Here is a 22,423-nt window from a genome sequence, read left to right as displayed (position 1 = left end):
GCGGCGAACGGAACTACTTTGCCGCCATCATCAGGCAGGCGCCACTTGCGGCATGTACCACCAAGTGCATGCCGGCTGTGGGTGCGCCGTCCCGTGTAGAGCGGTTGATGTGCAGCCTGGCTGCAGGGCCGCGCTGTCGCCCCTACCGAAGCCCGCGATTGACAGCCGCGCGCTCAGCCCGTGACTGCCGCCGGCTCGCAGTGCTCGACGATCAACTGCACCGCGGTGCCGCCGCGATAGTCGTCGCTGACCAGGCGGTACGCCAGCCGCACCATGCGTGCCGGCTCGCTGCCGCGCCAGCCGTTGAAGTGGATGGCGTTGAGCGGTTCGGCGCGGCCGGCGCAGCGCAGGGTGAGCTTGAGATGGCGTTCCTTGAGCAGGCGCCATTGCAGCACTTCGAACTGACCATCGAACAGCGGCTCGGGAAAGCCCTGCCCCCACGGCCCGGCCACGCGCAGCGCCTCTGCATGCAGGTGATCGAGTTCGTGCACAGCCAGTTCGCCATCGCTGTGCAATTCGGCATGCAGCAGCGAGGCGTCGACCATCGCCTGCACCTGGCGCTGGAATGCCTGTTCAAAGGTCGCGAGCGCGGCATGCTCCAGACTCAGCCCGGCCGCCATCGCATGCCCGCCGAACTTCTGGATCAGGCCCGGGTGGCGCGCATCCACTGCCGCCAGCACATCGCGGATATGCAGGCCGGGGATCGAACGTGCCGAACCACGCAGCTGACTGCTGCCCGGCTCGGCCGGCGCCAATGCAATCACCGGGCGATGCAGGCGGTCCTTGAGCTTGGAGGCGACCAGGCCGATCACGCCCGGGTGCCAGTCGGCATCGAACAGGCACGCGGCGATCGGCAACGCGCCATCGGCATCCAGCACCACCTTGGTGACGGCCTGCTCGGCATCGTCGGTCATCAACTGCTGCACCGCCCGTCGCTCGGCGTTGATCTCTTCCAGCATGCCGGCGATCTCGCGCGCCCGGTTCCAGTCCTCGCTGAGCAGCAGCTCGATGCCCAGCGCCATGTCTTCCAGCCGGCCGGCTGCGTTGAGACGCGGGCCCAATGCAAATCCGATATCGCTGGCGCTCAAGCGCGCCACGTCGCGGCCGCTGGCATCGATCAAGGCGCGCAGGCCGATGCAACCCTTGCCTTCGCGCAGGCGGCGCAGGCCGGCCGACACCAGCGCCCGGTTGTTGGTGTCCAGCGGCACCAGATCGGCAACGGTGCCGACTGCCACCAGGTCCAGCAATACCGACAGATCCGGTTCGGCGCGCTCGGCGAAGGCACCGCGCGCGCGCAGCACGCCGCGCAAGGCCATCAGCACATAGAAGATCACCCCGACCCCGGCCAGGGATTTGCTCGGGAAGCGATCGTTGGCCAGATTCGGATCGACGATCGCATCGGCCGGCGGCAGCACCTCGCCAGGCAGGTGGTGGTCGGTGACCAGCACCGTCCAGCCGCGCGCCTTGGCGGCGGCCACGCCGGCGTGGCAGGCGATGCCGTGATCGACCGTGACCAGCAGATCCGGCTGCAATGCGGCCAGCTCCTCCACCAGTGCCGGCGACAGGCCATAGCCATGCACCATGCGATTGGGTACCGCGTGATGCACATCCAGCGCGCCGAGCATGCGCAAGCCACGCACGCCGACCGCACAGGCGGTGGCGCCATCGCAGTCGAAATCGCCCACCACCAGGATGCGCCGTTGCCGGGCGATCGCATCGGCCAGCAACTCGGCCGCCACGTCACTGTTGTGCAGCAACTGCGGCGACAGCAACTGACCCAGGCGCGGCTGCGCGCCGTGCGTATCGGTAACGCCACGCGCGGCATAGATGCGGCGCAGCAGCGGTAACATGGCATCGGGCCAGCTGCCGGCCTGCCCGGGCGGGCGCCGGACGATCCGCGGGGTGGAGGTCATTGCGCCAGCTGTACGCGCGGCTTGCGCCAGAAACGCCAGCGTTGCGCATGCGTCAGCGACACGGTTTCGCCGTCCTGGAAATCCAGCACCAGCCGATCCAGTTCGCCGCGTGCCATCGCCGCCAGCAGCGGCGCCACCGCGTCGTCGCTGAACTGCTGCAGCGAGCGCAGATGGCGCAGGTCCACCAACGCATCCACGCGTTGTTCGCCCTGCGCATCGGCACCGGCCGCCAGCGCCAGCGCACGTAGGAGTGATTCGCGGCTGCGTACCTGACGGTGCGGCGAGCTGACCGCATGCGGCAGCACGCCACCGCCCCAGAACCACAGCGAATTGATCGCCGGCTTGCCGCTGGCCACGCGGCCCTCGTTCCAGGGATGCTGATGCAGCAGCACCTGCGCCTCGGTCAGCAAGGCACGCCAGCGCCGGCCGATCTCGCCGGCCGGCAGATGCTCGAACAGGTCATCGCCGATCGCCAGATCCGGTGGCGCAAATTCTGGCAATTTGGCATCCGGCGACAGCCGCAGATACCAGCGCGCAGGCGTGGGCGCATCCAGCAGGAAGCCGGCATCGCCAAACATCGGCTTGAGGATGGGCAGCAACACCGCCAGGTCCTCGGCCGTGGGGCCGAGCGCCTCGCCGTAGCCCATCAAGCGCGCGCCCTGCATATCCGGCACCACATAGGCCGGATCGGCACGCACCCAGGTCGCACCGGCCGCATCGCCGGCATCGAGCTGGCGGGTCAACGCGGCCACCGGCCAGTGCGCAGGCGTCAGCGAGAAGTGGCGCTGCAGCTGCGCCACTTCGCCGGGCTCGGCACCTTGCTGGTCGGCACGCGCCAGCGCACGCGCCACCGGCGTGTCGCCCAGTTCACCGGGCAGGCGGCGTTTTTCCGGCAGCAGCAGCGTGGCGGTGGTCATCGGGCGGTGGCGTCGTTCAATCCCGGCCCGTCAGTCCAGATAGGCAACGCTGACCACTTCGTACTCGCGCTGGCCGGCCGGCGCATCGATGGTGACCGAGTCGCCTTCCAGCTTGCCGATCAACGCACGCGCCAGCGGCGAGGAGATCGCGATCATGCCCAGTTTGATGTCCGCTTCCAGATCGCCAACGATCTGGTAGCGCTTCTCTTCGTCGGTCTCGGTGTCGGCCAGCGTCACCGTGGCGCCGAACACGATCTTGTTGCCGGCCGACAGCTTGGTGATGTCGATGATCTCGGCATGCGAGAGCTCGCCTTCCAACTGCTTGATGCGGCCTTCGATGAAGCTCTGCTGCTCGCGCGCGGCGTGGTACTCGGCGTTTTCCTTCAGATCGCCGTGCGCGCGCGCTTCGGCGATCGCGTTGATCACCGCCGGACGCTTGACCGACTTCAGCTGGTCCAGCTCTTCGCGCAGACGCTGCGCGCCCTTTGCCGTCATGGGTGCTCTCATGCTTCCAGCTCCTTGTGCAGTTCCTGCAGCGACCAGACAGGGCCGGTGCCGCGGAATTCCAGCGAATGCACCAGCGCCTTGGCGCCGGCAACGGTGGTCGAATAGGTCACGCGATGCTGCAACGCTTCACGCCGGATCGAGAACGAGTCGGAGATGGCGGCGCGACCTTCGGTGGTGTTGACGATATACACGATCTCGCCGTTCTTGATCGAATCGACGATATGCGGGCGCCCTTCGGCGACCTTGTTGACGATCTCGCAGCTCAGCCCGTTCTGCTGCAGCCAGGCTCCGGTGCCGCGCGTGGCGACCAGCGTATAGCCACGCTCCACCAGCGCCTGCGCCACCGGCAACACGCGCTGCTTGTCCGGATCGCGCACCGACACGAAGGCCTTGCCCACCGGCGGTGCCTTGATGCCGCCGGCCTCCTGCGCACGCGCAAACGCGGCGCTGAAGCTGCGGCCCACGCCCATCACCTCACCGGTGGAGCGCATCTCCGGCCCGAGGATCGGGTCCACGCCCTGGAACTTGGCGAACGGGAAGATCGCCTCCTTCACCGAGTAATAGCCCGGCACGATTTCCTTGGTGGCGCCCTGCTCGGCCAGCGTCTTGCCGGCCATGCAGCGCGCGGCGATCTTGGCCAGCGGCATGCCGATCGCCTTGGACACGAACGGCACGGTACGCGAGGCACGCGGGTTCACTTCCAGCAGGAACACCACGTCGTCGCCGGCCTCGTTCACCTGCACCGCGAACTGGGTGTTCATCAGGCCGACCACGTTCAGGCCTTCGGCCAGCATCACCACCTGACGGCGCAGCTCGGCCTGGGTCTTGGGCGAGAGCGAATACGGCGGCAACGAGCAGGACGAATCGCCCGAATGCACGCCGGCCTCTTCGATGTGTTCCATCAGCCCGCCAATCAGCACGTTGCCGTCCTTGTCGGCAATGATGTCCACGTCCACTTCCACCGCGTTGTCGAGGAAGCGGTCCAGCAGCACCGGCGAATCGTTGGAGACCTTGACCGCGTCGCGCACATAACGCGCCAGGTCGGATTCGCCGTAGACGATTTCCATCGCGCGGCCGCCCAGCACGTAGCTCGGGCGCACCACCAGCGGATAGCCGATTTCGCGCGCCAGCACCAGGGCTTCCTCGGCATTGCGGGCAATGCGGTTCGGCGGCTGCTTCAGGCCCAGCTTGTCGACCAGTTGCTGGAAACGCTCGCGGTCTTCGGCCAGATCGATCGAATCGGGCGAGGTGCCGATCACCGGCACGCCGTTGGCTTCCAGCGCGCGCGCCAGCTTCAGCGGGGTCTGGCCGCCGTACTGCACGATCACGCCCTTGGGTTTTTCCAGCTCGACGATTTCCAGCACGTCTTCCAGCGTCAGCGGCTCGAAGTACAGACGGTCGGAGGTGTCGTAGTCGGTGGACACGGTCTCCGGGTTGCAGTTGACCATGATGGTCTCGTAGCCGTCATCGCGCAGCGCCAGCGCCGCATGCACGCAGCAGTAGTCGAACTCGATGCCCTGGCCGATGCGGTTGGGGCCACCGCCCAGGATCATGATCTTGTCGCGGTCGGTCGGCAGCGCCTCGCACTCGTCCTCGTAGGTCGAATACAGATACGCGGTGCTGGTGGCGAACTCGGCGGCGCAGGAATCCACGCGCTTGTAGACCGGGCGCACCTTGAGCGCGCGACGCAGCGTGCGCACCGATTCCTCATTGGTGCCGGTCAGCTCGGCCAGCCGCGCGTCGGAGAAACCGGCGCGCTTGAGCGTGCGCAGACGCGCCGCATCCAGTGCCGGCATCCCGTCGTCGGCCAGTTGCTGTTCGTGGCTGATCAGTTCTTCGATCTGATCCAGAAACCACGGGTCGATGAACGACAGCGCGTAGACATCGGCCACGCTCATGCCGGCGCGGAACGCATCGGCGACATAGAACAAACGCTCCGGGCCCGGTGCCTTGAGCTCGCGCTTGAGCGCGGCGATATCGTCTTCGCTGCTCAGATCCAGGCCGGTCGGGTCCAGCCCGATCTTGCCGGTTTCCAGGCCACGCAGTGCCTTCTGCAGCGATTCCTGGAAGGTGCGGCCCATCGCCATCACCTCGCCCACCGACTTCATCTGGGTGGTCAGGCGCGCATCGGCCTGCGGGAATTTCTCGAACGCAAAGCGCGGGATCTTGGTGACCACGTAGTCGATCGACGGCTCGAACGAGGCCGGGGTCAGGCCACCGGTGATCTCGTTCTTCAATTCGTCCAGCGTGTAGCCCACCGCCAGCTTGGCGGCGACCTTGGCGATCGGGAAACCGGTGGCCTTGGACGCCAGCGCCGAGGAGCGCGACACGCGCGGGTTCATCTCGATCACCACCACGCGGCCGGTGGTCGGGCTGATGCCGAACTGCACGTTGGAGCCGCCGGTATCCACACCGATCTTGCGCAGCACCGCGATCGAGGCATCGCGCAGGCGCTGGTATTCCTTGTCGGTCAGCGTCTGCGCCGGCGCCACGGTGATCGAGTCGCCGGTATGCACGCCCATCGGATCGAGGTTTTCGATCGCGCAGACGATGATGCAGTTGTCCGCGGTGTCGCGGACCACTTCCATCTCGAATTCCTTCCAGCCCAGCACCGATTCTTCCACCAGCACTTCGGTGGTCGGCGACAGTTCCAGGCCACGGCCGACGATCTCGATCAGCTCTTCGCGGTTGTAGGCGATGCCGCCGCCGCTACCGCCCAGGGTGAAGCTGGGACGGATGATGGTCGGGTAGCCGACCCGGGTCTGGATATCCAGCGCCTCTTCCAGCGTGTGCGCCACTTCGGCGCGGGGGCAATCCAGGCCGATCTCGCCCATCGCCACGCGGAACAGCTCGCGGTCTTCGGCCATGCGGATGGCTTCGCGCTTGGCGCCGATCAGCTCGACGTTGTACTTCTCCAGCACGCCGTGGTCGGCCAGATCCAGCGCGCAGTTCAGCGCGGTCTGACCGCCCATGGTCGGCAGCAGGGCGTCAGGCTTTTCCTTGGCGATGATCTTCTCGACCGTCTGCCAGTTGATCGGCTCGATGTACACCGCATCGGCCATGTCCGGGTCGGTCATGATCGTGGCCGGATTGCTGTTGACCAGCACCACGCGATAGCCCTCGTCGCGCAGCGCCTTGCACGCCTGCGCGCCGGAGTAATCGAACTCGCAGGCCTGGCCGATGACGATCGGGCCGGCGCCGATGATCAGGATGGTTTTTAGGTCGGTGCGCTTTGGCATTTCTTTACTCGATTAGGAACATGCGGCAAGCCGCAGGTGCGGAAGAGTGGCCGCGGCGATCGCATCGCGACGCGGCGTGATAGTGCATCGACTCAGCGGAGTCGAACGCCGGGTTCATCCGGCAGATCCATAGCCGAGGGCGCGCAGGGTGTGCTGAAGCCATTGATACAGCCCGAAGGACGCGGCAAAGCTGCCCAGGATCAGCAGCCAGCCGATCCCGGAGGTCTTGCCCCAACGGCGTACCTTGTCCGGGTCGGTGTTCTGCATGCGGTGGTGAAAGGATTCCCCTCCAGCCACATAGCCGACGCCGAAAACGAAGCACATCGGTACCAGCAAGGCCAGCTTCATGCCGCCGTGCAGCGTGATTGACTGTGCACCAGCGCGTGCCTGCTCCAGCGGCATCCACACGCCCCAATACGTCAGCGCGACGCCCATCAGCACGATCAGCACGCCCATCAAACGAGCGCTCATGCGGGCTTGGCATCCTTGGCCATCAACTCCACGAACCGATCGAACAACGGCCCTACATCGCGCGGGCCCGGCGAGGCTTCCGGGTGGCCCTGGAACGAGAACGCCGGTGCGTCGGTCAGCGCGATGCCCTGATTGGTGCCATCGAACAGCGACCGATGGGTCACCCGCACATTGGCCGGCAGCGTGCTTTCGTCGACCGCAAAGCCATGGTTCTGCGAGGTGATCATCACCCGCCCGCCGTCCAGATCCTGCACCGGATGGTTGGCGCCGTGATGGCCGGTGGTCATCTTGACCGTGCTGGCGCCGGCGGCCAGCGCCAGCAGCTGATGGCCCAGACAGATGCCGAAGGTGGGCACCTGCCTGGCGATCAATTCCTGGATGGCGCTGATGGCGTAATCGCAGGGTTCCGGATCGCCCGGTCCGTTGGACAGGAACACGCCGTCCGGATTCATCGCCAGCACCTCGGCCACCGGCGTGCGTGCCGGCACCACGGTGACGTCGCACCCACGGTCGGCCAGCATGCGCAGGATGTTGAGCTTGACGCCGTAATCGTAAGCAACAACCTTGTGCTTCAGCTCGGCGCGCACGAAGGTGTCGGAATTCAGATCCAGCGAGCCTTCCTGCCAGCTGTAGCTGGTCTCGGTGGAAACCACCTTGGCCAGGTCCATGCCCTTCAGGCCGGGGAAGCTGCGCGCGGCTTCCAGTGCCTTGGCGACATCGATCTCGCCGGCCATCAGTGCGCCGTTCTGGGCGCCCTTCTGCCGCAGCAGGCGGGTCAGCTTGCGGGTGTCGATGCCGGAAATGGCCACCACACCGCGGGCCTGCAACCACTCCGGCAGCGCGACTTCGCTGCGCCAGCTGCTGGGGCGACGCGGCACGTCGCGCACGATCAGGCCGGCGGCCCAGATCTTGCTGGCCTCGTCATCCTGATCGGTAAAGCCGGTGTTGCCGATATGCGGATAGGTCAGCGTGACCATCTGGCGGGCGTAGGAGGGATCGGTCAGGACTTCCTGGTAACCGGTCATGGCGGTGTTGAACACCACTTCGCCGACGGAAAGCCCGTTGGCGCCTACGGATTCGCCCTCGAACACGGTGCCGTCTTCGAGGACAAGGATTGCGGGTTGGGTCACGTGGGGGTCTCGCTCTGGCTGCCTGGGACTCCGATGCGCTTCCGGCCAAATTCCGGTTGCAGCAAAGCGCGGACGCGGTGCTGAGGACCGGTCCGACGCTGGTTCGGGCAAGCGAGAATTGTAAAGGCAAGTGCCCCGGCATGCCAGCCTGGAGAACACTGGTCGCCGCGCTGGCATGGCAATGGCGGGATGAATGCGCCACCGCGATCACTCGCCATTCATGCGCGGCGACGCGCCGGCTTACAGCACCAGATCGCGCACGCGATAGCTGCCGGCCGGCTTGCCGAGCAGCCGCTTGGCCGCATGCAGGGCACCGCGCGCGAAGATGTCGCGGTTGGTGGCGCGGTGCACCAGCTCCACCCGCTCACCCAGCCCGGTGAACTGCACCGTGTGCTCGCCGACGATGTCGCCGGCGCGCAGGCTGGCAAAGCGCGGCTGCGCGCCGCTGCCAGTGGCCGCCTCCCCCAGCGTCAGTGCGGTCCCGGAGGGTGCGTCCTGCTTGTGTACGTGATGCGCCTCGACGATGTCGCAATCCCAGCCCGGCAGGCTGCCGGCGGCACGCTCCACCAGTTCGGTCAGCACCGCAACGCCCAGGCTGAAGTTGGACGCCCACACCAACGGGATCTGTTGCGCGGCCTGCAGCAACGCGGCGCGCTGCGCCTCATCCAGGCCGGTGGTGCCGGACACCAGCGGTTTGCCGCGCTGCGCGCACAGCGCCAGGATCGGTGCGAAGCCCTGCGGCAGGCTGAAGTCGATTGCCACATCGAAGGCCGGCGCACCGCCGAGTTCGCTGGCGGCAAAGTACGGCACACCGTCCACCACGCGCTGCGACGGCGAGCGCCCCACCACCGCACCGACGACGTGCAGCGCCTCGTCTTCGGCAGCCAGGCGCAGCAATGCCTTGCCCATCCGCCCGGAGGCGCCGTGGATCAGAACTTTCACAGGAGACGGTGTCATGGCGGCAGGCCTAGCTGGGCGATGGGGTTGTACAAGATAGCTGGGAATCGGGAATCGGGATTAGGGAATCGTGAGAGCGGATGCGGGTGTGCGCGTTTTACGTGCTGTGGCGCTTTGGCTTGGTGGCGTCCGTGGGGTGCGCGTGGTGGTTGGCACACAACGGCGCGAGCGGTCATGGGTTGGTGAGGGCTGCGTCGCTGCACGCTGGTAAGGACGATTAGGACGCATGGCACACGGCCATCATGGTGGCGCCTGGAAGGTGGCGTTTGCCGACTTCGTGACCGCGATTCCCCAATCCCGACTCCCGAATCCCAAATCTCAGCCCTGCAGCTAGCGCGGCTGAGGCCTTTGATTGCGCGCGATGGTGTTGGCGGCTCTCAGTCGCTTGCGCCGTGCAGGCGTTTGCTCCAGCTCTCTATTTCGCGGCGTTGCAGGCGGCGTTCGAATAGCGCCTGCCATGACGGCACCAGCGGCAGCTGCAGCACCTCGGTGATGGCGGCGACATCGACATCGCGCGCATACAGCAGCTGTTGCAGGCGCGACAGCGTCCATTGCGGATGCGGTCGCTGCTGCAGTGTCAGCGTATCGCCGGCCGCAATGTCGCCGGACTGCAGCACGCGGTAATACCAGCCGGTGCGGCCGGTGTCCTGCACGCGGCGCGCCATGTCGCGCAGGCCGAAACGGTCGGACAGCTTCCAGCATGGCTGACGCAGCTGCGAGACCTCCACCACCGCCGTACCCAATGCAAAGCGATCGCCCAGGCAGACGTCGGCTTCGGTAAGGCCGAGGCTGCTCAGGTTCTCGCCGAATGCGCCGGCCGTCTCCAGCAACGCATGCGCACCGAGCTCGGCCTGCCAGGCGGCGTAGTGCTCACGGGGATAGTGATGGATCGCCTTGTCCGGCCCGCCATGCACACGCCGGTCGCCCTGCTCGTCGCCGTGCAGACCGTCGGGACCGACGTGCACCCTGCCGTCCACCACCCGCTTGTCGATAGCGCTGCGGCTACCGGGCCGGGTGAAGTCGCGTGCGATGCCGATCGCAATGCTGTCGATGGTGGTCGCAAGCGCAGGCGCCTGCACGCCAGCGGTCTGCGTACTCACGCGCCCTGCCCGGGCAATTCGGCCAGCGCCTCGCGTAGCACTTCACCCAGGACCTGGATGCCGGCGTCGATCCTGTCGCCAGGCACGGTGACGAACGACAGCCGCAAGGTATTGACCTGCGGCAAGGTGGCGTAGAACGGCGCGCCCGGCACGAATGCCACATTGCGCGCGATCGCACGCGCCAGCAGCGCGGTGCCATCCAGCCCGGGCGGCAGGGTCACCCACAGGAACATGCCGCCTTCGGGGCGATTCCATTGCACCTGGGGCGGGAAATGCCGATCCAGTGCCTCCAGCATCAGGCTGCATTGACGCGCATACAGCGCGCGGATCTGCGGGATATGCGTGTCCAGGAAATCGTCCTGCAACGTCTGGTGGACCACGCGCTGGGTGAACGAGGGCGTATGCAGATCGGCCGCCTGCTTGGCCTGGATCAGCTTGCCCAGCACCGCTTCGGGCGCGACCACATAGCCCAGCCGCAACCCGGGCGCGAGCACCTTGGAGAACGAACCCATGTAGATGACGCCCTCCGGGTTGAGCGACAGCAGGCTCGGCAGCGGCTGGCCGCTGTAATACAGCTCGCCATACGGATCGTCTTCGACAATCGGCACGCCCGCCTCCGCCGCCCGCGCCACCAGGGCCTGACGGCGCGCCAGCGGCAGCCGGCGACCGGTGGGGTTCTGGAAGTTCGGCAGGCAATACAGAAAGCGCGCATCGGCCAGCACTGCAGGATCCAGCGCGTCCACCACCACCCCGTCCTCGTCCGAGGGCATGCCGACGAAACTCGGCTGGAACAGCGAGAACGCCTGCAGCGCGCCCAGGTAGCTCGGCGTTTCCACCAGCACCTTGCTGCCTTCGTCGATGAAGACCTTGCCGAGCAGGTCCAGACCCTGCTGCGAGCCGGTGGTGATCAACACCTGGCTGGGCCGGATGCTGGCGCCGTCGCGGCTCAGGCGTGTGGCCACCCATTCGCGCAGCGGCGCATAGCCTTCGGTGGGGCCGTATTGCAGCGCGGCCTGCGGCGCATCGCGCAGCACCTGATCGCTGGCCGCGCGCATGCGCTCCACCGGAAAGGTGGCCGGCGACGGCAGCCCGCCGGCGAAGGAAATCACCTCCGGCCGCTCGGTCACCTTGAGGATTTCGCGAATCGCCGAACTGGTCAGCGCCTGCGCACGTCGGGAGATCTGGAAGGAAGTCGTCATCGCGCAAGCATAGCGAAGGCCCGTGGCCGACGCGCTGTGCACTGCAGCGTCGGCTACGCGACCCGGCCAGTGACGGTATCGCTGCTGCACCGACCATCGCCACGCGTCACCACACACGCCTGGGTTGCGGTGGCGCTAACGAACACGCGCTGCAGTGATGCCGATGCACTGGCGCCGATGCCAGCCGGCAAGGCAATCGCTACACGCGCATCCCCTCGCCCAGGATGGTCACCGGCTTCTGTCGTCGACGCGGGTTACGTGCGCAAATCGGCTGGGTCGCGAGCCAGGGCAGCGCGTACCGATCACAGGCAGCCCTTCCGCGCATCGATGGCGCCGGCACGACAATGCGGCAGCAATCGTGCCGACGGCGTTCAGTCGTACGCCGGGCCGACCCAGGCAGTGCCTTCGCTGCGTTCGATCAAGGTCTTCCAGCGCTTGCGGACCAGCTTGTCGCGCGAGCGGAAGGTCATTCGCAAGCCCGGCAAGCCGAGCGTGGCGCGCGTCTCGACCATGGCTGAGGCCTCATCGGCAGCAATCTCGATCCTGGTGATCGACTGCTTGTAGTCGATCACCTCTTCCGGGTTAGCCACATGACGCATCTGACGCAGCACCTGCGCCCATTCGCCATTGGACTTGCAGTACTGCTCGCGCGTGGTGGTCTGCCGCTTCTGGTGCGAATCCATGCGGTACAGCACCACCATTTCGAACGCCGGCGCGGTCATCGCGCACAGCGCTTCGCCGTCCTGACCAAGCATCGCCTTGTCGTGCGCGGCGTAGAAATCGCGCACCTGCGCTTCGTCCAGCGCGTTGCCACAGTAGTTATAAATGCCGGCAACCGCCGCCAGGACTGCCAATAACACCAACAACCGCATCTGCGCCCCCTGCATCACCGCGTCCTGCGGCCGCGCAAGTGTAAGGGATGCGATGGATCAGTGACGACGTGGCGGCGCCGGCCCGCAGCTGTCGCAGCCACCGCAGGCTGCGGCGCTCTGCGCCGCCTGCGGCGCCACGCGGCGGCCCAGCGCCCGCATCCACGCAGGCCGCCCATCGCGCAGCAGGCCGATCGCCACTGCGCCACGCACACGCCGCAGCGTGCCGGGAAATTGCTTCTTCATCACCACCCACAGGCTGAGCAACACCGCTACCGCGATGACCACGTATTGCAGCGTGAGCGAGAGATCCACCTCAGCCGGCTCCCAGCAGCACGGCCAGCTGGTAGGTCACCAGCGAGGCCAGGTAGGCCAGCGCGAACAGGTACACCGCGCTGACCGTCATCTGCTTCCACGAGTTGGTTTCGCGCTTGATCGTGGCCAGCGTGGAGATGCACATCGGCGCGTAGATGTACCAGACCAGCAGCGACAGCGCTGTGGCCAGCGACCAGCCATCACTGATCAGCGGCGACAAGGCCTGCGCCGCGGCATCGTCGTCGGCCGCCGACAGCGCGTACACGGTTGCCAGCGAGGCCACCGCCACTTCGCGCGCGGCCAGGCCCGGGATCAGCGCGATGCAGATCTGCCAGTTGAAGCCCAGCGGCGCGAAGAAGATCGCCATCGCATGGCCGATGCGCCCGGCGAAGCTGTAATCGATCGCCGGCAAGGTGGCGTCGGCCGGCGCAGCCGGAAACGACAGCAGGAACCACAGCAGGATGGTCAGGGCCAGAATGATGCCGCCGACGCGCTTGAGGAAGATCAGCGCACGCTCCCACAGCCCCAGCGCCAGGTCGGGCAGATGCGGCAGGCGGTACGACGGCAACTCCAGCATCAGCGGATGCTCGCTCTTGTCGCGGCGCCACTTCTTCATCGTCCACGACACCAGCAGCGCGCTGACGATGGCCGCGGCATACAACCCGAACAGGATCAGGCCCTGCTGGTTGAAGATGCCCCACACGGTCTTCTGCGGGATGAAGGCACCGATCAGCAAGGCATACACCGGCAGGCGCGCCGAACACGTCATCAATGGCGCGACCATGATGGTGGCGAGTCGGTCGCGCGGGTCCTGGATGCTGCGGGTGGACATGATGCCCGGCACTGCACAGGCAAAGCTCGACAGCAACGGAATGAACGAGCGCCCGGACAAGCCGGCGGCAGACATCATGCGGTCGAGCAGGAAGGCCGCGCGCGGCAGGTAGCCGGACTCCTCCAGCGCCAGGATGAAGGCAAACAGGATCAGGATCTGCGGCAGGAATTTGATCACCCCGCCCAGGCCGGTGATGATGCCGTCCTTGAGCAGGCTGTTGAGCGGGCCCTCCGGCAGCGTGGTGCCAGCCCACTCGCCCAGCATCGCGGTGCCGGCATCGATCAGGTCCATCACTGGGTTGGCCCAGGCATACACCGCCTGGAAGATCAGGAACATCACCACCGCCAGTGTGACCAGGCCCCAGAGCGGATGCAGCAGCCAGCGGTCCAGCGCATCGTCCACGCGCGAGGTCCGCGTCGGCATGGTCACCGCCGCACTCAGGATCTGTCGCACCTGCGCATGGTAGTTGCCATCGGCAGGCGGCGTGGCGCTCGGTGCCGCCAGGCGCGCGGCCTGCGCGTCGATGCGCTCGACCAGCGCCTTGGCACCGCCGCGGCGCACCGCCACCGTTTCCACTACCGGCACCCCAAGCGCCTGTTCCAGCGCCGGCAGGTCGATGACGATGCCGCGTCGTTGCGCGGCGTCGACCATGTTCAAGGCCACGATCATCGGCCGGCCCAGCTCGCGCAGTTCCAGCGCAAAGCGCAGATGCAGGCGCAGGTTGGTCGCATCCATCACGCAGATCAGCACGTCCGGTGCCGGTTCGCCGGGGTAGAAGCCACGGCACAGGTCGCGGGTGATCGCCTCGTCCAGGCTGGCCGGCTGCAGGCTGTAGGCGCCGGGCAGATCCAGCACCGCGAAGTCGCGCCCAGACGGCGCACGGAACTGCCCTTCCTTGCGTTCGACGGTGACGCCGGTGTAGTTGGCGACCTTCTGCCGGCTGCCGGTCAGCTGATTGAACAGCGCGGTCTTGCCGCTGTTGGGATTGCCCACCAGCGCCAGCCGCAACGGAACGCTTGCCACGCTCATGCCTGTGCTCCATCGACGCGTACCTGCACGCGTGCGGCCTCGCTACGGCGCAGGGCGAACCGCGTGTAACCGACCTGTACCAGCAGCGGTTCGCGCCCGACCGGCCCGGTCGCCAGCACCGTGACTTCTTCGCCGGCGACAAAACCCAGTTCGCGCAGACGCCGGGCGATCGTGTCGTTGGGGAGGCGATCCTCCACGGAATCCACGATGGCGGCGCGATGCAAGGGCATGTCGGACAGCGTCACAAAGACGGCCTGATTGTTAGGAATGGTTCTCAATTCTAGCATCGACGCACCGCGTCATGGCTCAGCCGACCCGTGCCGCTATCATGGTTCGCATCCCATTCATGGACGTTGACGCAATGCACGACACCGGCTTGATCGTGGAGGACCAGGAAGCGGTCCGCACGTTGCGACTGCACCGCCCGGCGGTGCACAACGCCTTCGATGCGACCTTGATCGGCGCGCTCACCGACGCCTTGCAACAGGCCGGCCGGGCGGCGCAGATCCGCGTCGTCGTGATCACCGGTGCCGGCGCTGCGTTCTCCGCGGGCGCCGACCTGAACTGGATGCGCGGCATGGCCGGTGCCAGCGAGGCCGACAACGCGGCCGATGCGCTCGCCCTGGCGCGTTTGATGCGCACGCTGGACGAGTTGCCCAAGCCGACCATCGCGCGCGTCAACGGCGCGGCGTTCGGCGGCGGCGTGGGCCTGGTGGCGTGCTGCGATATCGCCATCGGCTGCACCGAGGCGCGCTTCGGGCTGACCGAGAGCAAGCTCGGCCTGCTGCCGGCGGTGATTTCGCCGTATGTGATCGCAGCGATCGGCGCGCGCCAGGCACGGCGCTGGTTCGCCACTGCCGAGATCTTCGACGCGGCCACCGCGCAGCTGCTGGGCCTGTTGCATCAACTGGTGGCCGCCGACCAACTGGATATCGCGGTGGAGCGCCAGGTCCGCCTGTTGCTGGCGGCCGCGCCACTGGCGGCGGCCAGCGCCAAGGCGCTGGTGCGCGCGGTGCTGCCGCCGATCGACCGTGACGCCATCGACGCTGCCAATGCCGCGTGGATCGCACGCCTGCGCGTTTCCGCGGAAGGCCAGGAAGGCCTGGGCGCCTTCCTCGACAAGCGTAGCCCGGCCTGGGTGCCGGAGGGCGCGGCGTGAGCGACTTCGTCCGCATTGTCGAGGTCGGCCCGCGCGATGGCCTGCAGAACGAAGCGACGCCGATCGCCACCGCCGACAAGATCGCCTTGATCGATCAACTTTCCGCGACCGGGCTGCGCAGCATCGAGGCGACCAGCTTCGTCAGCCCGCGCTGGGTGCCGCAACTGGCCGATGCGGCCGAGGTGTTCGCCGGCATCACCCAGGCGCCGGGCATCGCCTATCCGGTGCTGGTGCCGAACCTGCAGGGCTATGCGCGCGCACGCGCCGCCGGTGTGCAGGAGGTGGCGGTGTTCACCGCGGCGTCGGAGGCCTTCAATCGCACCAATACCAACGCCGGCATCGACGAATCGATCGCGCGCTTTCGGCCGATCCTGGAGCAGGCCGCGCTCGACGGCGTGCGCGTGCGCGGTTACGTCTCCACCGTGCTGGGCTGCCCGTATCAGGGCGCGGTGCCGGTGGCCGACGTGGTCGATGTCGCGCAACGGTTGTACGCACTGGGCTGCTACGAGATTTCGCTGGGCGACACCATCGGCGTCGGCACCCCGGCCAAGGCACGCCAGATGCTGGCCGCGGTGGCGCAGGCGGTCCCGATGCCGGCATTGGCCGTGCACTTCCACGACACCTACGGCCAGGCACTGGCCAACATCGCCGCCTGCCTGGAGCAAGGCGTGCGCGTGGTCGATGCGGCGGTGTCCGGTGCCGGCGGCTGTCCCTACGCCAAGGGCGCCAGCGGCAATGTGGCCAGCGAAGACGTGGTGTATCTGCTGCATGGGCTGGGCATGCCGACCGGCATCGACCTGCCCGCCCTCGCCCGCACCGGCCGCTGGCTGGCGCAGCTGCTGGGTCGCGAGACCGGCAGCAAGGTCGGCAAGGCCTTGGCGGCCGCCGGCTAAGATTTTAGTCCCGCACGCCGCCGCCACGCCCGCGCATCTTCCAGGGCGGTCACACGGACGCTTCGGCTAGAATCGCCGGCTGCGTCGTCACCCGTTCGCCTGCCGGCATCCACCGGCTTCCAGGATTTCCAAGGAACCACCGCATGCAGCCTTCTTCTGTTCTTGCCATCGTCACCGGCGGCGTGTCCGGCCTGGGCCTGGCCGTGGCGCAGCGCATCGTGGCCGACGGCGGCAAGGTCGCCCTGTTCGACGTCAACGCCGACAAGGCCGAGGCGGCGCTGGCACTGCTCGGTGACGGCAACGCGCAGTATTTCGCCACCGACGTCACCGACGAAGCGCAGGTCGCCGCCAACGTGGCGCAGGCCGCGCAGGCGCTGGGCGGGCTCAACCTGGCGGTGAACTGCGCCGGCATCCTGGGTTCGGGCCGCGTGCTCGGCAAGGAAGCGCCGATGCCGCTGGCAACCTTCCGCACCACCGTGCTGGTCAACCTGGTCGGCAGCTTCAACGTGGCCAAGGCCGCGGCCGATGTGATGCAGCACAACAGTGCCGGCGACGACGGCGAGCGCGGCGTGATCATCAACACCGCCTCGGTGGCCGCCTACGAAGGCCAGATCGGCCAGGCCGCCTATGCCGCCAGCAAGGGGGGCGTGGTCGGCATGACCTTGCCGATGGCACGCGAGCTGGCCCGCTTTGGCATCCGCGTGATGACGATCGCACCGGGCGTGTTCTGGACCCCGATGGTGGACGGCATGCCCGAGGCGGTGCAGCAATCGCTGGCCGCGACGATCCCGTTCCCCTCGCGCCTGGGCCAGCCCGGCGAATACGCCGACACCGTCGCCTTCATCCTGCGCAATCGCTATCTCAACGGCGATGTGATTCGCCTGGACGGTGGCGTGCGGTTGGCGCCCAAGTAGCAGGGAATGGGGAATCGGGAATGGGGAATCGTAACGGCGCCCTACTCTCAGCACCCCGGCCCCGGCTTTTTCGATTCCCCATTCCCAACTCCCGATTCCCATGAAAGCTAACGACATCAAGAAAGGCAACGTCGTCGAATACAACGGCGGCATCTACCAGATCCGCGACATCGAGCGTAGCTCGCCGCAGGGCCGCGGTGGCAACGTGCGCTTCCGCTTTATCATGTACAGCGTGCCCGGCGGCGCCAAGCTGGACGCCAGCTTCGACGCCGACGACAACCTGCCGGAAGTGGAGTTGCTGCGTCGCCTGTCGACGTTCTCGTACAAGGATGGCGAGGCGTTCGTGTTCATGGACGACGAGGACTTCACACCCTACACGCTGGATGCGGACGTGATCGGCACCGATGCCGGCTACATCATCGACGGGCTGACCGGCATCTACGTGCAGGTGATCGACGACCAACCGGTGGCCGTGCAACTACCGCAGACGGTGACGCTGGAAGTGGTCGAAACCCCGCCCGAACTCAAGGGCGGCACCGCCACCAAGCGGCCCAAGCCGGCCAAGCTCAACACCGGCCTGGAAATCATGGTGCCCGAATACATCACCAACGGTGAGCGCGTGCTGGTCAACACCACCACCGGCGAATTCGCAGGCCGCGCCGACTGATGCGCAAGCTGGTCGTTGTGGTGATGCTGGGGCTGCTGGGCGCCTGCACGGCGCAACCAGCCCCGGCGCCGACAGCCACGCACGCACCTGCGCCGGTGGCCTGCACCGATGCCAAGGTGGACGAGGAGTGGCTGCAACATCCGCCCGGCCTGTGCGGCATGCCGGAGGATGTGCGCACGCTGGTGGAGGACTACGACACCTGCGAGCACTTCGCGGGCGAGGACCCGTACGACGCCGATCGTCGCCACGAGATCGAGGTGGCGATCGCGCAATTCTGCACGCCGGCACCGGCACGGCTTGCAAAGCTACTGAAGCAATACCGCAACAACGCGCGGGTCAGCGAGTGGCTGCGCAAGTATTCGGTGCAGGCGGATCTGCAACCGGCTGGCTGAGGTGCGCCGGCTGGTGTGACAGGTGCCAGCTGTGCAATGCATTGTCCCTGGCCGGAGCACTGGGGACTGGGACTTACAGCTGCAGGCCACAGCGCCTACCTTCTCCCATCGGGAGAAGGTAGGCGCAAAGCGCCGGATGAGGGTACGGGCGAAGCCTCGTGCAGTTGGACTCACACGAGAGCTTCGCCCTATCCTCAGCTCCGCGCCCCGATGGCGCGCAAGCAGTGCCTTCTCGCCCCGCAGGGAGAGCGGCTGGTACCGCGCCCCCGGCGTGGTCCGAATCGCTATTGCGCCTGCAAAGGTATACCCATCTCCGACCGCATTTTGTCGGCAGCCGCATCACCGCGCGCTAGCACGCGCAGGCGTGCGCGCAGGCGCTGCACATTCGCCTCGCCCTGCTCTAGTCCGGCGCGGACGTCGGCCGGCAGTTGCTGCCGCCCCAGCGCCTGCAGCTGTTTCCAGCCGTCGACCAGTACGCCGGTTTCCTGCGCCACGCGCACGCTCAGGTCTTGCTGCTCTTCCGCTTGCGGCAGCCCGTAGCCGGCGCTGCCCAACAGCGTGGCCGGGTGACTGAGCTGGGCCTGCCGCGCGAACAGCGACTGCAGCTGACCCTGCACCGAGTCGCGCCCGGCAGCGCCGGGTGTCAGCAGGCGCTTGAGCGCATCGCGTGCCAGCAACTCCTGGCGGCGCAACGCGGCCTGTTCCAGCAACAACGCTGCAGCGGTCTCGCGTAGACCGCCGCGGTCGAACCACTGCGCACGCGCGTCCGCGCGCGCGTCCAGCCATTGCTCCACGCTGGTCTGCGGCACCGGCAGGCCGCGGCGGATCACCTCGAACATGGTTTGGTAATGCGCTGCCGCCGACTCGAAGTAATAGCCCTGGCGAATCGCCTGCGCAGGGTCGTCCAGCACCTGCATGTCGGCGATGCCGGCGCGCTGCAAGCGCTGCCTCACGCCGCGCGGGGTGATCGACGACAGCCCGGCCGCGGCAAGCCGCGGCACGCCGTCGTGCAGGAGCTTGAAGGTCTCCACCGCGCAGTTGTTGCCGATGAAGTAGTAGCGCCCGTCGTAACTCCAATGCACCTGCGCGGCGCGTGCGAGCAGCGCGGCGATCTCCTCGCGCGTCAGTGTCAGCGGCACCGACGACAGCGCGCGCAGCTCCACCTTGGTGTATTCGTCCACGACCTGATTCAACGGCAATACGAACAACCGCGAGGGATACGAGCCGGTCAGCCCGCGCCAGCTGGAAATCTGCACATCGCCGACGAAGGCGCGGAACGACAGCACGCGGTGATACTGCAGATCCAGACGGCAATCGGGACCGGGCGTGCGGCCAGGGGCACAGATCACCAGACGCAGCATGCTGTGGCCCCAGCGGCTCATCGGCTGCGCATTGCCCTCGGCCAGCAGGTAGTCCACCGCGTACACACGCGCTGGATCCAGTGCCAGCAGCGACATCGCGCCGGCATCGTTATCAGCCTGCAGGTACGGTAGCGTCGTCTCGCAATGCGTTGCATCGGGCATGGCACCGACCTGCTCGGCGAACCAGGCGGCCAGCGCCGGACGCCGGCAGTGATAGTCGGCATCGAGCACGTAATGTTCGAGATTCACCGCGACGAATTCGGCTGGGCTGCGCCGCTCGTAATCGTCGGGGCTGCGATCGCTGAACCGGTTTGCGCCACGCCCGATCCGCCAGGGACGCACCTGCCAGCCGGCCAGGTCGCGCAGCCGCGGGTCGCGCGACAGGCGGCCGTGCGCACCGCGGTCCAGCACATGCGCCAGTTCATGTACCACGGCGGCCATTGCCGCGCGCGTGGCCGGTGCCTCGGGGTCGGTCTGCGTGGCCGTCGCCTGCGCGCTCCAGGCATCCAGCAGCGCACGATCAAGCAGGATGCGCCGGCCGATCGCGCGGCCGTGCACGTGTGCCGGCAAGTCCGTGCGCCACTGCAGCTGGATCGGTGCGTCGATGCGCTGCATCCAGGCAGGCGGCAGACGCTGCGCCACCTGTTTCACCAATGCGTGCGTGGTGTCGATCTGCGCCGCAGACAGGCCCTGCGGATCGACATCGATGCGTAATTCGGCCTGCGCCGCCGGTGCGATCGCTGCGGCCAGCCACAGCCACCAGCACCGGCGAAGAGAACTCACTGGGCCAGGATGGACTGCGCCAGTTCCAGGTCGCTGGACAGCCGCGCCGCATCGCTACGGCTGCGCAACTGCAGCAGCGCCGCTTCCAGCCGCGCGCCGCGGATCGCACCATCGCTGGCGACGAAGCCGGCGGCATCTTCGCGTGCGTCGGCCACCACCTTGTCGTCGCCGGAACTGCTGCCGGAGGAATTGGACGAACCGGCCGACGATGCACCCGCCGAGGTTCCGGCCAGGCTGGATGCGAAGGCCGCCAGCGGCAGCAGCGTCAAAGCGCAAAACACGAGGGAGCGCATCATTGGCGTATCGATTCCATGTAAAGGTGGTGAAAGACTAACCGGCACGCGTGGCGGCAGGCGCGTCGTCCATCTCGAACAGCTTGCCGGGATTCAGCAAAAGATGAGGATCGAGCACATGTTTGATCCCGCGCATCAAGACGATCTCCTCGGCCGAGCGCGTACTCCACAGATAGGCCTTCTTGACCAGGCCGATGCCGTGTTCGGCAGAGATGCTGCCGCCAAAACGCTGCAAGGCCTGCGCCAGCAACTTGGTCACCTGATCGCAGGCCGTCACGAAATCGGCCTGGCTGGTGTCGTCGGGCTTGAGCACGTTGATATGCAGATTGCCATCGCCGATATGGCCGAACCACACCACATCGAAATGCGGATACGCATCGTGCAGCAACGCCTGGGTTTCGGCCAGGAACGCCGGCATCGCCGAGATGCGCACCGACACGTCGTTCTTGTACGGCGTGTAGCGCGCCAGCGCTTCGGTGATGCCTTCGCGCAGCCGCCACAGTTGCGCGGCCTGCGCATCGCTCTGGCTGATCACCCCGTCGCTGACCCAACCCTGCTCCATGCAGGTCTCGAATGCCGCCATCGCCGCGGCTTCCTGCGCCTCGTCGCCGGCGGCGAATTCAGTGACCACGTAATACGGATGCACCTGCGCAAACGGCGCCTGCGCGCCGTGCGCCAGCACGTGTTCGAGCGCGCGGTCGGTGAAGAACTCGAACGCCTCGAGCCGCAGCTGCGCGCGGAACGCGGCAAACACCTGCATCAGCACCTCGAACGAGGGCAGTGCCAGCAGCATCACGTTGCTGGGCGGCGGCGGGTCGGTCAGTCGCAATGTCGCCTCGACCACCACGCCGAGCGTGCCTTCGGAGCCGATCATCAAATGGCGGAAATCGTAGCCGCTGGAATTTTTCACCAGCGCGTTGTTGAGTTCCAGCAGTTCGCCGGCACCGGTGACCACCTTCAGGCCGGCCACCCAGTCGCGGGTATTGCCGTAACGGATCACGCGGATGCCGCCGGCATTGGTGGCGATGTTGCCGCCGATCGAGCACGAACCGCGCGCGGCGAAATCCACCGGATACACCAGCCCATGCTCGCGCGCGGCATTGTGCACCGCTTCCAGCGGCATGCCGGCCTGGACGGTGAGCGTGCGATCCACCGCATTGAACTCCAGCGGCTTGTTCAGGCGCTCCAGGCTCAGCACCAGCTCGCCATTGGCAGCCACCGCACCGCCGGAAAGACCGGTGCGCCCGCCCGAAGGCACCACCGCAACCGCGTTCGCATTGGCCCAGCGCAGCACCGCCTGCACCTCGTCCACCGCACCGGGCAAGGCGATCGCCAGCGGATTGGGCGTCCAGCGCCGCGTCCAGTCGCGGCCGTAGTGTTCCAGGTCGGCCGGCTCGGTCTTCAAACGCAACGCGGGCACGGCCTGTTGCAACGAAAGGATGCGGGGATCGGTCATGGCACACGGCGCTGCAGTAGGAACCGC

Annotated in this window: 22 protein-coding genes; 6 read left to right on the top strand and 16 right to left on the bottom strand. The window is 67.1% G+C overall.

Annotated elements, in window-relative coordinates:
- Positions 1-173: 173 nt before the first annotated feature.
- The 7 genes from recJ to dapB form a co-directional block, all read right to left on the bottom strand.
- Positions 174-1,913 (bottom strand): single-stranded-DNA-specific exonuclease RecJ, encoded by a 1,740-nt coding sequence (recJ, locus tag ABQY64_RS09560; RefSeq protein ID WP_349780697.1) that lies wholly within the window; start codon positions 1,911-1,913, stop codon positions 174-176.
- Positions 1,910-2,830 carry a phosphoglycerate mutase gene (locus ABQY64_RS09555; RefSeq protein WP_039527509.1) on the bottom strand — a complete coding sequence of 307 codons (921 nt, stop codon included), beginning with the start codon at positions 2,828-2,830 and terminating at the stop codon, positions 1,910-1,912. Before ABQY64_RS09555 ends, recJ begins: the two co-directional genes overlap by 4 nt.
- 30 nt (positions 2,831-2,860) lie before the next feature.
- Positions 2,861-3,325 (bottom strand): transcription elongation factor GreA, encoded by a 465-nt coding sequence (greA, locus tag ABQY64_RS09550; RefSeq protein ID WP_016903166.1) that lies wholly within the window; start codon positions 3,323-3,325, stop codon positions 2,861-2,863.
- A gap of 8 nt (positions 3,326-3,333) precedes the next feature.
- Positions 3,334-6,576 carry a carbamoyl-phosphate synthase large subunit gene (gene carB, locus ABQY64_RS09545; protein WP_024937721.1) on the bottom strand — a complete coding sequence of 1,081 codons (3,243 nt, stop codon included), beginning with the start codon at positions 6,574-6,576 and terminating at the stop codon, positions 3,334-3,336.
- A gap of 114 nt (positions 6,577-6,690) precedes the next feature.
- A complete protein-coding gene (locus ABQY64_RS09540; RefSeq protein ID WP_230584004.1) occupies positions 6,691-7,032 on the bottom strand; it encodes a type II secretion system protein M in 342 nt (113 codons plus the stop codon).
- Positions 7,033-7,043: 11 nt separating this feature from the next.
- Entirely contained in the window at positions 7,044-8,177 is a 1,134-nt protein-coding gene (carA, locus tag ABQY64_RS09535) for a glutamine-hydrolyzing carbamoyl-phosphate synthase small subunit (protein WP_349780696.1), read from the bottom strand.
- A 240-nt stretch (positions 8,178-8,417) separates the two neighbouring features.
- Complete coding sequence (dapB, locus tag ABQY64_RS09530) at positions 8,418-9,134, bottom strand: 4-hydroxy-tetrahydrodipicolinate reductase (protein ID WP_349780695.1); 717 nt, start codon at positions 9,132-9,134, stop codon at positions 8,418-8,420.
- A gap of 226 nt (positions 9,135-9,360) precedes the next feature.
- On the opposite strand from dapB, the gene ABQY64_RS09525 reads away from it, so the two are divergent.
- Positions 9,361-9,468 carry a flagellar motor protein MotB gene (locus ABQY64_RS09525; protein WP_115655336.1) on the top strand — a complete coding sequence of 36 codons (108 nt, stop codon included), beginning with the start codon at positions 9,361-9,363 and terminating at the stop codon, positions 9,466-9,468.
- A gap of 43 nt (positions 9,469-9,511) precedes the next feature.
- On the opposite strand, the gene ABQY64_RS09520 is transcribed toward ABQY64_RS09525, so the two are convergent.
- From ABQY64_RS09520 to ABQY64_RS09495, 6 genes are all read right to left on the bottom strand, one after another.
- Positions 9,512-10,234: an MOSC domain-containing protein gene (locus ABQY64_RS09520; protein WP_349780694.1), complete on the bottom strand. Its 723-nt coding sequence runs from the start codon at positions 10,232-10,234 to the stop codon at positions 9,512-9,514.
- Entirely contained in the window at positions 10,231-11,433 is a 1,203-nt protein-coding gene (locus ABQY64_RS09515) for a PLP-dependent aminotransferase family protein (protein ID WP_179465918.1), read from the bottom strand. Before ABQY64_RS09515 ends, ABQY64_RS09520 begins: the two co-directional genes overlap by 4 nt.
- Before the next feature lie 371 nt (positions 11,434-11,804).
- Complete coding sequence (locus tag ABQY64_RS09510) at positions 11,805-12,305, bottom strand: nuclear transport factor 2 family protein (protein ID WP_349780693.1); 501 nt, start codon at positions 12,303-12,305, stop codon at positions 11,805-11,807.
- Positions 12,306-12,362: 57 nt separating this feature from the next.
- Positions 12,363-12,617 (bottom strand): DUF6587 family protein, encoded by a 255-nt coding sequence (locus tag ABQY64_RS09505; RefSeq protein ID WP_349780692.1) that lies wholly within the window; start codon positions 12,615-12,617, stop codon positions 12,363-12,365.
- A 1-nt stretch (position 12,618) separates the two neighbouring features.
- On the bottom strand, positions 12,619-14,478 hold the full coding sequence (locus tag ABQY64_RS09500) for a ferrous iron transporter B (RefSeq protein ID WP_349780691.1): 1,860 nt from the start codon (positions 14,476-14,478) through the stop codon (positions 12,619-12,621).
- Positions 14,475-14,723 carry a FeoA family protein gene (locus ABQY64_RS09495; protein ID WP_016904358.1) on the bottom strand — a complete coding sequence of 83 codons (249 nt, stop codon included), beginning with the start codon at positions 14,721-14,723 and terminating at the stop codon, positions 14,475-14,477. Before ABQY64_RS09495 ends, ABQY64_RS09500 begins: the two co-directional genes overlap by 4 nt.
- 116 nt (positions 14,724-14,839) lie before the next feature.
- On the opposite strand from ABQY64_RS09495, the gene ABQY64_RS09490 reads away from it, so the two are divergent.
- The 5 genes from ABQY64_RS09490 to ABQY64_RS09470 all read left to right on the top strand — a co-directional run bounded on the left by ABQY64_RS09490 (position 14,840) and on the right by ABQY64_RS09470 (position 18,503).
- On the top strand, positions 14,840-15,637 hold the full coding sequence (locus tag ABQY64_RS09490) for an enoyl-CoA hydratase-related protein (RefSeq protein ID WP_349780706.1): 798 nt from the start codon (positions 14,840-14,842) through the stop codon (positions 15,635-15,637).
- Positions 15,634-16,530 (top strand): hydroxymethylglutaryl-CoA lyase, encoded by an 897-nt coding sequence (locus ABQY64_RS09485; RefSeq protein ID WP_039521372.1) that lies wholly within the window; start codon positions 15,634-15,636, stop codon positions 16,528-16,530. The genes ABQY64_RS09490 and ABQY64_RS09485 overlap by 4 nt, the downstream gene beginning before the upstream one ends.
- Positions 16,531-16,673: 143 nt before the next feature.
- Complete coding sequence (locus tag ABQY64_RS09480) at positions 16,674-17,444, top strand: SDR family NAD(P)-dependent oxidoreductase (protein ID WP_349780690.1); 771 nt, start codon at positions 16,674-16,676, stop codon at positions 17,442-17,444.
- A 100-nt stretch (positions 17,445-17,544) separates the two neighbouring features.
- Positions 17,545-18,111 (top strand): elongation factor P-like protein YeiP, encoded by a 567-nt coding sequence (yeiP, locus tag ABQY64_RS09475; protein WP_016904354.1) that lies wholly within the window; start codon positions 17,545-17,547, stop codon positions 18,109-18,111.
- Complete coding sequence (locus tag ABQY64_RS09470; RefSeq protein ID WP_349780689.1) at positions 18,111-18,503, top strand: hypothetical protein; 393 nt, start codon at positions 18,111-18,113, stop codon at positions 18,501-18,503. Before yeiP ends, ABQY64_RS09470 begins: the two co-directional genes overlap by 1 nt.
- A gap of 284 nt (positions 18,504-18,787) precedes the next feature.
- Here ABQY64_RS09470 and ABQY64_RS09465 read toward each other — a convergent pair whose 3' ends face one another.
- Genes ABQY64_RS09465 through ABQY64_RS09455 form a run of 3 tightly spaced genes read right to left on the bottom strand, consistent with a single transcriptional unit; the run spans position 18,788 to position 22,396 of the window.
- The gene (locus ABQY64_RS09465; RefSeq protein ID WP_349780688.1) at positions 18,788-20,647 is read right to left on the bottom strand and encodes a DUF4105 domain-containing protein; all 1,860 of its coding nucleotides are present in this window, start codon (positions 20,645-20,647) and stop codon (positions 18,788-18,790) included.
- Entirely contained in the window at positions 20,644-20,943 is a 300-nt protein-coding gene (locus ABQY64_RS09460; RefSeq protein WP_024937732.1) for a DUF2388 domain-containing protein, read from the bottom strand. The genes ABQY64_RS09465 and ABQY64_RS09460 overlap by 4 nt, the downstream gene beginning before the upstream one ends.
- A gap of 34 nt (positions 20,944-20,977) precedes the next feature.
- Entirely contained in the window at positions 20,978-22,396 is a 1,419-nt protein-coding gene (locus ABQY64_RS09455) for an FAD-binding oxidoreductase (RefSeq protein WP_349780687.1), read from the bottom strand.
- Positions 22,397-22,423: the final 27 nt, after the last annotated feature.

Origin of the sequence: Xanthomonas sp. WHRI 7065, from assembly GCF_040203115.2 — a bacterium.
Classification (GTDB): Bacteria; Pseudomonadota; Gammaproteobacteria; order Xanthomonadales; family Xanthomonadaceae; genus Xanthomonas; species Xanthomonas arboricola.
This window is presented reverse-complemented; position numbering and strand designations above follow the sequence as displayed.